The following is a 12,914-nucleotide window of genomic DNA, read 5'->3' as shown; positions in this document are numbered from 1 at the left end:
TAGAGCTCACTTAGGAAGATGCTGTGATTTTTAACCATTGCTGAATTTTCCGGGCTGTTTTAAAATCGGGGACTCTCCGGCCTGACTCCAGCTTGGAAATTGTCGTCTGAGCAATACCAATGTCTTCCGCGGCCTGCATCTGGGTCAGTTTTTTTCGCAGGCGTTCCTTCTTCAATTGTTCTCCAAGGCTGCATAAGGACGTTCTTTCGGATTTGGGTGGTCTGCCTGGCTTTGTTGGTGATTTAATCTTGGCATATTGATCGATTATAGCCTGAGGAGGTTCTATCACCAATTTTAGCTCCAGCCAATCCCGTCCGTTCCTGTAAATCCGATCATATTGCCAGCCAGCGATAACCTCTTTATCTCTAAGGGTATCCATCATCTTCTCAAACCGTTCGATCGTTTTGGCCGAGCGTGACTTTTGATATTGAAGGTGTATGGCATCGAGCAAGGTCGTTATGCCGATCGGTTCCAAATAATCTCCCCGGGATTGGCGGCTCCGCCAGAGCCAGGAGAAATAGCGGGCTGCCCGCTTTTCATAGGCATGACGGTAAGGATCCATCTCTAAAACCCGTTTGGAAAGGATGGCTGTCTGCCGCTTCCCCTTCTGCAAATCCTGAACTAAAGGATTACCCGGCCTTACCTCCCATATGTAATCACCTTTGTTTCCTTCCCTTTGCAAATCATGGCTTTTAGAAATGATAAAGGCTTTTTCTTCTAACCCAAAAGAGCTTTCCCCGTTAGGACTAGGACTAATCCAGAGTCGATCCAATAAATCCATATGGGCGGAGATCCGTTCCCGCCATTCGGATTTATAGCCACCTCTTTGCCCCTGACCATTTTTCTGCTTGCGCAGTCCGCGGAGAGCCAGAATATCATCTGCGTGAATAGTAATTCTCTCTTGAAGGGGTGTGAATCTCTTGAGCCAGAGGTGGCATATTGAGTCCATCAAATCAACGGTCTCATCATTCACCTCTTTCATTATCTTTTCGGACGGTTCGATACAGAAATTATGCTCCCTTTTTAGAATCACCCTGCCGCTGGAGCTGCCGCTGGGAGTCTCCAGACTTGCACTAAGACAGCTCCCATCGTCATGAGTAGTAAATTCCTGTGCTGCCACCGCTTTTCGCAGCTGATGATACATCGCCATGCTAAACGTAGTGAGATAAGAGGCTTTCTCTTTAAGCATCTTCGGTCGAAGTATCCCCTGCCCTCCTGCAGCCGGTGCATTTAACCCTAAAAATTCTTCATAAAAAACCAAATTGTACCGGGAAGAATCAGGATACTCTTTTTGCAGGGATTGCATATAGAGATGAGCAAAATTCTTGGCATAAATATTAAAAAGACTGTTAAACCGCTCAGGATTGGCATAACAAAGAGTTTTAGAGTAGACCTTCGACCAGGTCCGCTCCGACATACAAGACATTGTCCTCATATCAAATTCCTGGGACATAGCCTCCATAGTCCAGATTACAGAGTGATTCCAATACCATCTCACTGCATCCTCCCATACATTTCCCTGATCGAGACGATCCACCACAAGTCTTCGCAAATGGCTATCTACCCGTTCGCTTACATCCGGGCTGAGGTTTAGATCACGAATATTTCCACAATCGTCGGTACAATAAATAACATGAGCCTTATGGAGAGATTTCTTGTCCATTTCCTCCAGATGTTGGGCTATGCTGTTCAGATAAGAATTTAAGAGTGCGGACTTAAGGTGGGAGGCGATCATGTCCGGGACTTGAGAAAAGCGTATCCCCGCCGTCCAGCTCCTTAAATTACTTGGGTTCAAGGCATATTGGGCTTTCTCCAGCCACTCCTGGTTCAATTCCTGTCTACCCAAAGACATGCTGTCAGCATTGGCTAACTCTTTCATAATCTCTCTCCTCCTATGGCCTGGGTCTTTAACTTTATTCTTTAGCCCTATTTCGTAATTAATCCGAAACCGTAAGGGGCTTACCTCTCCCCGAAAATTCACAGCTCCCACTTCCCTGATTATCTGCTCAAGATACCCTTTCAACCACAGCGACCATATTGTGCACAGTATCAGTCATTTCCTCGATCTTCTCTTTTCTGTCATTGACAATCCATAGAATCAGTGTCTCCACACATAATCCCACACTGGCTTTTTGCAGAAAAGGAGATACTCCTTTATTGGTCATCATAGGGGAAAAGACTTCAAGAATGTGGCAGCTTATTGTTTCTCTTAGAAACTCTGTTTTATTGGCCTGAACCAAAGTATAGATAAGCTCGCTGTGGCCTGTGTAATATTGATAAAACCTCCGCAGGTAAACTTTCTTATCATCTTTATCATCCAAGTGAGCATTGCCATGATTAAAAGGCCGAAGGTAATCCCGAAGGACATCCATAGGCTGTGTATAGTATCGATAAAAAGTCGAACGGGCTACTCCGGCTTTTAGTACCAGTTCTTTCACCGTGATGTCATCCACGTCTTTTTCTCTCATCAATCTCATTATAGCAGTATACAGACAATCCTGGGCAAAGCTCTTCTTCGGCATGGGACATTTACCCCCTTTTTGTCTCGTTTAGGCGGCAACATATTGAATGACTTGAGTCAGAATGTTAATTTAAGATCAATAACCTGTGATAATAATAACAAATTACTCCATTCATGGAAAGGGGGCTGATTCAAGAATTGTATATTCTCAGTGAGTGATCACTTCAACCAGAGAGTCACTAAGAGGAATTGTTCGTTTATAATCTCTTTATACTTGTGCTAATGAAGTAGAAATAAGGGGTGAATAGTTACATGACAACATCAAATAGTTCAAAAGGAATTTCTCGTAAAGATTTTATCAAGGGTGCTGCTTTTGGCATCGCCGGTATAGCAACCATAGGATTAAGCGGTTGCTCCACCGATGCCGCCAAGACTAACTCACCTGCTCCGACACCGGCAGAGGGCATAGCTTGGGATCATGAGACGGATGTGGTGGTGGTAGGCTTGGGGGGGTCAGGAGGAGCAGCAGCCTGGGAAGCAGGGAATGCGGGTTCTGAGGTCATCATCCTTGAATTGGCTAAAACAGCAGGCGGCAGCACCAATATCTGCGGAGGCCTGGTCACCATCGGGGGCGGCAACGCTCTGCAGAAGGCAGCCGGTTTTGAAGACAGTCCGGAGAACTTCTACAACTATTTAACGGCGGCCTTAGGTACGGGGACCGATGAGGAGCAGTGCCGGACTTTTGCTGAGCAAAGCCCGGATATGTTCACCTGGCTTACAGAAAAAATCGGTGTAAAGTTCAATCCCGGTGTCAACCCCCTCTGGCCAGAAACTCCCAATCCTACCGCCGGTTTAACCTGTACAGGGGATGAGTACCATATGGATTATGCCGCTGTGAGCAAAGCCGTACACCGCACGGGCTGGGTAGACAGCGAAGCCCGTCCAGGAGGGAGAGACGGCTCTGGATTCTTCCAGCCATTGTTGCGTGCTGTGGAAGCTCTGCCTAAGGTCAAAATTATGTACGAAACAGCGGGAGAGCAATTGATCTATGATCATGATCAGAAGCGGGTTCTTGGTATTAAAGCTAAACAAGGGGATAAGCTCCTCTCCATCAAAGCTCGCAAAGCTGTCATTCTTACCGCCGGCGGCTTTGCCAAGAACGAAGATATGGTGAGAACCTACTGCCCGGCCTTCAGCGGGGTGCTGGCTCTTGGAACCGCTGGGGATAACGGCGTAGGTATCAAAATGGGGCAAGCTTTGGGGGCAGCTTTGCAAAATATGCACATGGCTTTTTCCACCAGCACAGTCTATGCTTATATCACTCAGGAAGGATGTGCGGGGGGACCTCTTTCCCAGGGCATTATCGTCAATCAGTTCGGCTCCCGTTTTGTGGCTGAAGATCATTATCATTCTTGGATAGCAGAATATATGCTTCAGAACCATAAGCCCGGAAAGCATCTTCCCAGTTATCTCATTTTCGATGCCAAAATGCACGACACTTTGCCGGACAAATCCAAAGAAAGTCTGGAAAAGGCCAAGGTCATCAAAGCTAATAATATTGAAGAGCTGGCTAAAGCACTGGGTACTTCTGAAGGCGTGTTGGAAAACACCGTCCAATTCTATAATTTTAAAGCGACCGAAGGCAAGGATCCTTTGCTTAATAAACGAAGTCAATTCATTAAACCGATTACTACCGCTCCCTTCTATGCTCTGGAAATCATCCCTACGAGCATGTTCACCGCAGGCGGATTACGGATCAACGCCAAAGCCCAGGTTCTTTCCGCTGAGACCGGCGCACCTATAGCCGGACTCTACTCTGCCGGACGGAATGCCGCCAATGTTATCGCCCAACAATATGGCGGCAGCGGCACCAGCGTAGCTACCTGCTTTGTCTTTGGCCGAATTGCCGGACAAAATGCCGCGGCTGAAACTGCCGTTTAACTCCGCTTATATTATCACGTAAATCATTAAGTAAACTCAAAAGGAAAGTCTCCATTTATTGCCCCGGATGGGTAATCTATGGACTCTCCTTTTGCTATAGTTTATCCCTCGCCTTACTCTACCAGCACTCAGCAAAAATTTGATCGAGTATGGTGATGGCCTCATCTATTTCCTGATAGGAAACATTGAGAGGGGGTAAAAATCTTAAGGCTTTTCCTCCCACAAAGTTAATCAGCAGGCCTTTTTCTCTGGCTCCTTCCACAATCTCCGCTCCCAGACGGTCAAGAGGCCAGCCCAGGATAAAACCCTGTCCCCGGATTTCTGTGCCGGTTTGGTATTTGTCCGCCAGCTTTTGCAGCTCCTGCTTAAAATACTGAGCCCGTTTTTGAACATCTTCCAGGAATCCTTCTTCGGTGAGCACATCCATTACCGCACAGCCTACAGCTGTAGCCAGAGGGTTTCCTCCGAAGGTTGAGGCATGATCCCCGGGCTTAAAGGTGGAGGCAACTTTTTCCTTAGCCAGCATAACTCCGATGGGCACTCCACCCCCTAAAGCTTTGGCTAAGGTCATAATGTCCGGGACTACATTGCTCCATTCATAGGCAAAAAGCTTGCCGGTTCGCCCTAATCCCACCTGGATTTCGTCAAAGATAAGAAGTGCCCCGTAATCATCGCAAAGCTTGCGGGCTTTGGCTAAGAATTCCACTTCCAAGGGGAATACCCCGCCTTCCCCCTGAATAGGCTCCAGCATGACAGCAGCCACTTTAGGATTCATTTTCTCTTCCAGCTGCGCCAGGTCATTGATGGGCACATAAGTGAATCCTTCCGGCAAAGGCGCATACCCTTTTTGGTATTTGGTCTGCCCGGTAGCGGTCAAGGTGGCTAAAGTCCGACCATGGAAGGAATTGACCAGAGTCAGGATTTCATATTTATCCTCGCTGTAATGCTCTTTAGCGTATTTCCGAGCTATTTTTATAGCTGCTTCATTGGCTTCCGCGCCGCTGTTGCAGAAAAAAACCTGATCGGCAAAGGAATGCTCCACTAATTTTTCCGCCAGGGCGATTTGGTTAGGAATCCAATAGAGGTTGGAAGTATGCAAAATCTCCTCAGCCTGCTTTTGGATGGCCTCCACCACCGCCGGATGGCTATGCCCCAGGGAGCTGACCGCCAAGCCTGTGACAAAATCCAAATACTGCTTGCCCTCGATATCCCAGACAGTGGTGCCCTTTCCCTTGACAATGGCCATAGGCAGACGGCCGTAAGTATTCATCACTACCTCCTGACCCCGCTGGATCATGGTATGGGTTTTCTCGCACATAGTTGCCTCCCCCTTCTAAAAAGCACTTTTGATCTTAAGCATTAAACATGGTGCCGATTCCGCCGTCTGTAAAGAGTTCCAAGAGAATGGCGTGAGGGATTCGCCCATCAAGGATATGAACACTTCCCACGCCTCCTTGCAGAGCTGCCCGGGCACATTCTACTTTGGGAATCATGCCGCCGCTAATCACACCCAAATCGATCAGCCCTGAGATCTCATCTTCCTTGATCACGGAAAGCAGGGAATCTTTATCCTCTACATCTCTGAGAACTCCAGGCACATCGGTAAGCAGCAGGAATTTATCGGCTTTCAAGGCTTTGGCAATTTCCCCTGCGGCTGTATCGGCGTTGATATTATAGGATTCTCCATCCTCACCGCCGGCCACCGGTGAGATAACTGGAATATAGCCTTGCTCCACAAGAGAGGTAACTATTTCCGGACGGATCTGCTCGATCTCACCTACAAAGCCCAAATCCACATCCTCCAGTTCCCCTTGGGAATTCTGAAACTGCATGGGCTTCTTAACCGCCTGGAGCAGCTGGGCATCTTTTCCCGACAGCCCTACGGCTCTGCCGCCGAAACGGTTGAGCAAGGAAATGATTTCTGTGTTGAGCTTTCCCACCAGGACCATGGAGGCGATTTCCATAGTCTCTTTATCAGTGACCCTCAGCCCCCGCACAAAATGGCTTTCTTTTCCGACCCTGGTCAACATTGAATTGATCTCAGGACCTCCCCCATGAACCACCACCGGGCGAATCCCGACGGAGTGCAGGAGAAGAATATCCAGCATGACTTTTTCCTTGAGGTCCTGCTCCAACATAGCATGACCGCCATATTTGATCACCACTGTTTTGCCGGCGAATTTCTGAATATAGGGCAGTGCCTCAATGAGCACTCTGGCTTTATCCAAGCCTTTATCCAGAGGAGTCATTCCATATCCCCTTTCTTAAGGTCGGAAGGCAGGGGCCGGAGAGCAAGAATCCCTCTTTGACCAGAACCTTGAGACCTTGATATTTCTTATTCGGCCTTCGCTCAAGTCCGATAATCTCCATTAATGGTGACATAATCATGGGTCAGGTCACATCCCCAGGCTGTGGCTTGGGCTTGCCCTTCCTGAAGAAGGAGCTTGATGAGCACATCCTTCCTGCTGAGGACCTTCTTGGCTTCCTCTTCAGAGAAATGAACCCCCTGACCTTCCTTAGCCACCAAAACATGGCCCAGGTAGATCTCTACTTGGTTAGGATTGAATTCTGCTCCGGAGTAGCCGGCGGCGGCAAGGATTCTTCCCCAGTTGGCGTCCTCTCCGTAAAGGGCTATCTTCACAAGACTGGAGCCGCAAATGCTTTTGGCAATCTTACGGGCGTCCTCCACTGCGGCCGCCCCAAGGACCTGAACTTCCAGGAATTTGGTCGCCCCTTCTCCATCCCGGGCAATGTCCTGAGCCAACTTCTGGCACACAGCCCAAAACATCCGGCGAAACTCCGCCCACTCTTCGGGATTTAAGGTAATCCCCGACTTTCCGTTGGCCAGAACCAATACCATGTCGTTGGTGCTGGTATCTCCATCCACGGTCACCATATTAAAGCTGTCTTCCACCGCTTCTCTTAAGAGCTCTTGCAGCTCAGAGGCCGGTATGGCAGCATCCGTGGTGATAAAGCCCAGCATGGTGCCCATATTGGGATGAATCATCCCGGAGCCTTTAGCCATTGCCCCCAGACGGATTACACCATTCTCTGTGGACAATTCACAGGCTGCCTCTTTGACCGCGGTGTCGGTGGTCATGATAGCCAACGCTGCCTGATGGGAATTCTGCGTCATTTCCTCTGGGGAAATTTTCTCAGCGATCTCCAAAGAAGCCTTCTCGATCCCCCTGGTAACACTCTCTACAGGCAATTCCACACCGATAACCCCGGTGGAGGCCACAAGCACGTCTTCAGGGGCAATTCCCAGCACCTCGGCGGTCTTCACAGCCATAGCCCAAGCGGCCTCATCCCCCGGTTTTCCCACACAGGCATTGGCGTTGCCGCTGTTAGCCACCATAGCCCGAGCTATACCATTCTCCAAATGTTTTTTGGTCAGAATTAGTGGATGGGCTTTCACCTTATTGCGGGTAAACACTCCCGCAGCTTGAGCCGGCACCTCGGAATAAACCAAAGCCACATCGTATTTATCCGGATATTTAATCTCCGCCTTGACTCCCGTCGCCCGGAATCCCCGAGGAGCAGCAATTCCTCCCTCAATCCAGGACCATTTATCCATTTAACTCACACCCTTTATTTTTGATAGATCCAATATTATTTAGTAGAGCCAAACTGCCTGAAAAGGCTTATTTATGGCCAAAGCCCTCTCATTTTAAGCCCCATATTCTCCGGCAGTCCACAGATCAGATTCATATTCTGAATAGCCTGCCCTGAAGCGCCTTTGACCAAATTATCCAGCGCCGAGACCAGGATAGCCCGCCCGGTTCGCGGATCTATTTTAAGCTGGAGAAAACTATGATTGCTTCCTAAAGCGAACTTTGTCTGGGGCCAGATTCCCTCCGGAAGGATATGGACGAACTCCTCTTCCTCATACTGCTCCTGCCAGCAGGCTTTAAGGTCAGCCTCTGTAACGCCGGGCGTAACCTGAGCGTAGATGGTGGCAAGGATTCCCCGAATCATCGGCACAAGATGAGGGGTAAAATTAACCAGGAGCTCTGCTCCGGCAGCCTCCGATAATTGCTGCTCTATTTCCGGGGTATGGCGGTGACTGGCTACCCCATAGGCTTTAAAATTCTCATTGACTTCACTGAAATGGTTTCCTAAAGCAACGCCCCGCCCGGCTCCGGAAACTCCGGATTTGGCATCGATGATCAGTCCATCTTTTTGCAGCAGCCCCTTCCGCAGCAGTGGGGCCAAAGCCAATAGGGTGGCTGTGGGATAGCAGCCGGGGTTGGCTACGAGAGTTTTTCCGGCAATCTTATCCCGATATAATTCCGGAAGCCCATAGACGGCTTCAGGCAGCAGCTCTTGAGCGGGGTGCTGAACTTTGTACCAGGCTTCATAAACTGCTCCATCTTTAAGACGAAAATCTGCTCCCAAATCGATGACTTTGATCCCCCGGCTCAGCCATTGGGCAGTTCGGCCTGCGGTAAGACCATGAGGAAGGGCGCAGAATAAAACGTCCAAATCCGGCACCTGTTCATCATCCAGTTTCCCTGTTCCTAACCCTGACTCTGCATCCAGGCTGGCACTTAGCCCTGAAAACTGTGGGAACATCTCCCCATAGACTGCTCCGCTATTACTGGATGAGCCTAAGTAGGCTAATTCTATTTCAGGGTGATTTTGGAGTAAACGCACCAGCTCTTGGCCTGTATACCCTGTGGCTCCGATAATTCCTACTTTCACACCGATACCTCCTCTATGATTATTTAATAATTATACGTATATATGCATAATAATTCAATCACTTTTTGGAAATCTTTTTACTTCTTTTCACCTTTCTTTGCTCATGCTTAACCCTATCTTCACTTACTGTTGCCGTGCCATTATTCTACTTTGTAGATTCTCTCAGAGTTGTGCTATCATAGTATGGAATCAATACCTTAATTCAAATCTGTTGGAATTCATAAAGCAGCTAATCATAGGTCTAATATGAGTTGGCCGCTTCTAAATAGGAGGAAACCAAGTGAATTCAGCTATTGGGGAGGTCATGGAGGTCTGTCTTCTGGCCGGTAAAATCATGCTGCAAAGCGGGGCGGAGATCTATCGCATCGAAGATACGATGAACCGTATTGCCCGTACCTGTGCAGTTCCTGAGGCTCACAGCTATGTTACGCCCACAGGGCTTTTCCTATCCCTGCAGGGTCAGGAGCGGAATCAGGAACAAACGAAGTTCCTAAGAATCTATGAACGTCAAATTGATCTGAATAAAATCGTCAGTGTCAATGAAATCTCCCGTAAATTAAGTGAAAAAGAGCTTACCCTTCAGCAGGCCCATGAGGCGCTTTTGGCTATCGAAAAATCCGGCTTCCTTTACCCCTTCTGGCTGCAGCTTATCGCGGCCGCTCTGGCCAGCGGCTTTTTCAGTCTGACCTTTGGGGGAACCATGATTGACTTCCTGCCCTCGGTAGCAGCTGGAGGGCTGGGCTTTTTACTTTATGCCCAAGCGAACCGCCGCATTGCTGTAAAATTCTTTTCCGAAATCTTTGCTGCTTTCACCATCGGCTTTATTGCTTATTTTTTCTATTATCTCGGTATCGATATTCAGATCGACAAAGTCATTATCGGCTCGGTTATGCCTTTAGTACCCGGTGTGCTGATCACCAATGCTGTTCGTGATCTGATGGCCGGGGACCTTATCGCCGGACTTGCCCGCGGAACTGAGGCTTTCTTAACAGCCTTTGCCATCGGTACCGGAATAGCCGTGGTTTTAGCTGTACTTATGTAGGAGGAGTGACACTATGAGTTGGACTGCACTTTACGCAAGTTTTTTTGCCACTATGGCTTTTGGCATTTTGTTTAATGTCCCCCGCAAAAGCCTGTTCACCGGCGGCCTGGTAGGAATGCTGGGTTGGGCTGTCTTTGTGACGCTTACCGTGAATCTGGAGATAAATACTATAACCGCTACTTTGTTTGCCGCTTTTAGTGTCGCTACAGTCAGCCAAATTCTTGCCCGGCGCTACAAAATGCCGGTCACAGTATTTAGTATCGCCGGAATCATTCCCCTGGTTCCCGGGGGTATGGCCTATGCTACCATTCGGCAATTTATTGAGAACAATTACACGGAAGGTGTTCGTTTAGGCTCCATCACCCTTCTCATGGCCGGTTCCATTGCCTTTGGCTTGATTTTTTCCGGTGTTATTACGGAAACCTTTAGTCGGAAGAAGGGGGTTCCCAAGCCAAATTTGCCTGGTCGGTGATCTTGGAGCATTAGTACGAAGCCTACCATTTTCACCAATTGAATGACGGTTGATGTTTGAGAACATTCTTTGTGAAATGTCCAAATATCAACCGTCTTGTTTCATGCTGAAAAGATTGTTCTGGTACTGCAGATAAAATTTCCTTAATCTTTGTAACGCTTTCGGGTTTCAAAAGTTATCTATATGAGGGGGTGAAGAAGATAGACTTAGAGGCTCTGTACCGGCGCTACTTCAAAGAAACTTTTTTATTCCTGAAAAGTCTTTCCTCCTCAGAAGAAGTTGCAGAGGAAATTACCCAGGAGACCTTCTTCAAGGTCATAAAAGCTATCGACACATTTGATGGTTCGAAAGACATCCGGGCATGGATTTTTGCCATAGCACGAAATACATATTACACCCACTATAAAAAAAGCAAGGCCATCATCACTGAACCCTTCATCGAAGATGTCCCGGATCACGGAATTGAAGTGTCGGTGCAGATCATGAATGAGGATACAGCCTTTGTGATCCATCAGATTCTGCATGATATGGATGAACCCTACAAAGAGGTCTTCTCTCTTCGGGTTTTTGGTGAACTGCCTTTTGAGAAGATCGGGCTGATATTCAATAAAAATGCCAGCTGGGCAAGAGTAACCTTTTATCGTGCGAAGAACAAACTATTGAAAACTCTGGAGGGATTGGATGAAGAGAGTTAGTTGCAATATTATCAGAGACATACTGCCCCTTTATATCGAAAATGTTGTAAGTACGGATACAAAAACACTGATTGAGGAACATGTGTCGGAATGCGAAGACTGCAGCGATGAACTGAAAAGAATGCAGGCACCCATCAAATTAGCGGCAGATACCGATGCTACAAACCTGAAGAGAATCAAAAAGACATGGCATCTTAAGAAGCTTTGGGTTGCCATTATAACGACCGCTGCGGTAACGATTTTATTTATGGCCGGTCTTTATCTTTACCAGCTTGAACTGCCGGTAAAGTATTCAGAAACCCAAATCTGGACTGAAGAAGTGACCATGCAGGGAGGACTTAAATCTTTTCAAGTAACTATTAGGGGGCGGAATATTGAAATGGTTGAAGCATCCTCTCCGGCTTTCAATGAAAAAGACAATGCTGCCCATCATTATAGAATCTTTCGGACAACATTTCTCAGAAACCTTTTTGACTCCGGTGATCGTTCAGTTGCGGTAGGTGTTCCGGAATATTGGCATGAGATTGATAACTTTGAAAGCGACATCGTCATTGAGTTTGCAGATAAGACTATCTTATATAGAAATGGAGAGCCGGTGGAGATATAATGAATTTTAGAACATGGTATGATGTGACATAAAATTTATCTGACGAGAACAAACCAGCACAGGATATTGACAGGAGCATTTATGCAGATTAATCGATTGTTTGAAATCATCTACATACTTCTGGAAAACCGGACTATAACTGCAGCGGAGCTGGCGGAACGCTTTGAGGTTTCGGCCAGAACCATTTATCGTGATGTGGAAATCCTGGCTCAGGGGGGTATGCCCATCTATATGAGCAAAGGCAAGGGGGGCGGCATTTCCCTGCTGCCGGATTTTATCCTCAACAAGGCAGTTCTCACCGAAGAGGAGAAAAGCGAAATTCTCTCCTCTCTGCAAGCCTTCAACGCCGTCAATCTTTCCAAAAGTGAAACGGCCCTGAGCAAGCTCACCAGTATGCTGGGTGCCAAGAATACCGACTGGATCGAGGTTGACTTTTCATCCTGGGGGCATTTTGAAAATGATAGGGCGTATTTCGAGAACATCAAAACCGCAATCATTGAAAAGAAAATAATTACCTTCATGTACGCCAGCGGAAAAGCGGAAAAACTGCTCCGTGAGGTCCTGCCGCTGAAACTTGTCTTCAAGGGTGCGGCCTGGTATCTTTACGGCTACTGCACCCTGCGCAGGGATTACCGTTTTTTCAAGCTGAGGAGAATAACGGAACTGGCAGTAACCGACACCGGTTTTGAGATGAAAACGCCGGAAACTATCTTTGCCGGACAAAAGCTTGACACAGGTACTTACCTCAAAGCCAAACTGCTTATCTCGAAAACAATGGCTTTCCGTGTCTATGACGAAATCAGCAGCTATGAGATCGACGAAAAGGGCGACTTTGTCTGCCGGCTTTATCTGCCGGACATCGCCACCCTATGCACTTATGCGGCTTCCTTCGGAGAGCACTGTATCATTCTTTCCCCTGAACAAGCCGTTGCTGAAATGAAGCGCCGGTTGCAGAATTCCTTGAAAAACTATTCTTAATATGACACACTGTT

General features: G+C 47.7%; 12 protein-coding genes. 6 read left to right on the top strand and 6 right to left on the bottom strand.

From position 1 onward, the window contains the following. Positions 1 to 10: 10 nt before the first annotated feature. Positions 11 to 1,879 carry a helix-turn-helix domain-containing protein gene (locus DHAF_RS03905; RefSeq protein ID WP_015943025.1) on the bottom strand — a complete coding sequence of 623 codons (1,869 nt, stop codon included), beginning with the start codon at positions 1,877 to 1,879 and terminating at the stop codon, positions 11 to 13. A 127-nt stretch (positions 1,880 to 2,006) separates the two neighbouring features. Continuing rightward, positions 2,007 to 2,522, bottom strand: coding sequence for a TetR/AcrR family transcriptional regulator (locus tag DHAF_RS03900; RefSeq protein WP_015943024.1), 516 nt, complete (start codon positions 2,520 to 2,522; stop codon positions 2,007 to 2,009). A 251-nt stretch (positions 2,523 to 2,773) separates the two neighbouring features. Between DHAF_RS03900 and DHAF_RS03895 the strand changes: the two genes are divergently transcribed. Beyond that, positions 2,774 to 4,402: an FAD-dependent oxidoreductase gene (locus DHAF_RS03895; protein ID WP_015943023.1), complete on the top strand. Its 1,629-nt coding sequence runs from the start codon at positions 2,774 to 2,776 to the stop codon at positions 4,400 to 4,402. Between the two features lie 118 nt (positions 4,403 to 4,520). Here DHAF_RS03895 and DHAF_RS03890 read toward each other — a convergent pair whose 3' ends face one another. The 4 genes from DHAF_RS03890 to argC all read right to left on the bottom strand — a co-directional run bounded on the left by DHAF_RS03890 (position 4,521) and on the right by argC (position 9,106). Continuing rightward, entirely contained in the window at positions 4,521 to 5,720 is a 1,200-nt protein-coding gene (locus tag DHAF_RS03890; RefSeq protein ID WP_015943022.1) for an aspartate aminotransferase family protein, read from the bottom strand. A gap of 34 nt (positions 5,721 to 5,754) precedes the next feature. Beyond that, on the bottom strand, positions 5,755 to 6,651 hold the full coding sequence (gene argB / locus DHAF_RS03885; protein ID WP_015943021.1) for an acetylglutamate kinase: 897 nt from the start codon (positions 6,649 to 6,651) through the stop codon (positions 5,755 to 5,757). A 101-nt stretch (positions 6,652 to 6,752) separates the two neighbouring features. Then, positions 6,753 to 7,979: a bifunctional glutamate N-acetyltransferase/amino-acid acetyltransferase ArgJ gene (argJ, locus tag DHAF_RS03880; protein WP_015943020.1), complete on the bottom strand. Its 1,227-nt coding sequence runs from the start codon at positions 7,977 to 7,979 to the stop codon at positions 6,753 to 6,755. A gap of 71 nt (positions 7,980 to 8,050) precedes the next feature. Then, a complete protein-coding gene (gene argC, locus DHAF_RS03875; RefSeq protein WP_015943019.1) occupies positions 8,051 to 9,106 on the bottom strand; it encodes an N-acetyl-gamma-glutamyl-phosphate reductase in 1,056 nt (351 codons plus the stop codon). Positions 9,107 to 9,386: 280 nt separating this feature from the next. Between argC and DHAF_RS03870 the strand changes: the two genes are divergently transcribed. From DHAF_RS03870 to DHAF_RS03850, 5 genes are all read left to right on the top strand, one after another. Next, on the top strand, positions 9,387 to 10,148 hold the full coding sequence (locus DHAF_RS03870; protein WP_015943018.1) for a threonine/serine exporter family protein: 762 nt from the start codon (positions 9,387 to 9,389) through the stop codon (positions 10,146 to 10,148). Positions 10,149 to 10,161: 13 nt separating this feature from the next. Continuing rightward, entirely contained in the window at positions 10,162 to 10,620 is a 459-nt protein-coding gene (locus DHAF_RS03865; protein WP_015943017.1) for a threonine/serine exporter family protein, read from the top strand. Between the two features lie 191 nt (positions 10,621 to 10,811). Next, positions 10,812 to 11,315, top strand: a complete 504-nt coding sequence (locus DHAF_RS03860) for an RNA polymerase sigma factor (protein WP_015943016.1) — start codon at positions 10,812 to 10,814, stop codon at positions 11,313 to 11,315. Further along, positions 11,302 to 11,922, top strand: coding sequence for a zf-HC2 domain-containing protein (locus DHAF_RS03855; RefSeq protein WP_015943015.1), 621 nt, complete (start codon positions 11,302 to 11,304; stop codon positions 11,920 to 11,922). Before DHAF_RS03860 ends, DHAF_RS03855 begins: the two co-directional genes overlap by 14 nt. 81 nt (positions 11,923 to 12,003) lie before the next feature. Continuing rightward, positions 12,004 to 12,900, top strand: coding sequence for a helix-turn-helix transcriptional regulator (locus DHAF_RS03850; protein WP_015943014.1), 897 nt, complete (start codon positions 12,004 to 12,006; stop codon positions 12,898 to 12,900). The last annotated feature ends 14 nt before the right edge of the window (positions 12,901 to 12,914 follow it).

The organism is Desulfitobacterium hafniense DCB-2, assembly GCF_000021925.1.
In the GTDB taxonomy this organism is placed as follows: Bacteria; Bacillota; Desulfitobacteriia; order Desulfitobacteriales; family Desulfitobacteriaceae; genus Desulfitobacterium; species Desulfitobacterium hafniense.
Note: the sequence above shows the minus strand (reverse complement) of the source record. Positions and strands in the feature narration are given on the sequence as shown.

Coding starts and splice junctions, on each gene's coding strand:
- DHAF_RS03905 (WP_015943025.1), bottom strand. CDS start 1,879: ATGAAAGAGTTAGCCAATGCTGACAGCATGTCTTTGGGTAGACAGGAA.
- DHAF_RS03900 (WP_015943024.1), bottom strand. CDS start 2,522: ATGCCGAAGAAGAGCTTTGCCCAGGATTGTCTGTATACTGCTATAATG.
- DHAF_RS03895 (WP_015943023.1), top strand. CDS start 2,774: ATGACAACATCAAATAGTTCAAAAGGAATTTCTCGTAAAGATTTTATC.
- DHAF_RS03890 (WP_015943022.1), bottom strand. CDS start 5,720: ATGTGCGAGAAAACCCATACCATGATCCAGCGGGGTCAGGAGGTAGTG.
- argB (WP_015943021.1), bottom strand. CDS start 6,651: ATGACTCCTCTGGATAAAGGCTTGGATAAAGCCAGAGTGCTCATTGAG.
- argJ (WP_015943020.1), bottom strand. CDS start 7,979: ATGGATAAATGGTCCTGGATTGAGGGAGGAATTGCTGCTCCTCGGGGA.
- DHAF_RS03865 (WP_015943017.1), top strand. CDS start 10,162: ATGAGTTGGACTGCACTTTACGCAAGTTTTTTTGCCACTATGGCTTTT.
- DHAF_RS03855 (WP_015943015.1), top strand. CDS start 11,302: ATGAAGAGAGTTAGTTGCAATATTATCAGAGACATACTGCCCCTTTAT.
- DHAF_RS03850 (WP_015943014.1), top strand. CDS start 12,004: ATGCAGATTAATCGATTGTTTGAAATCATCTACATACTTCTGGAAAAC.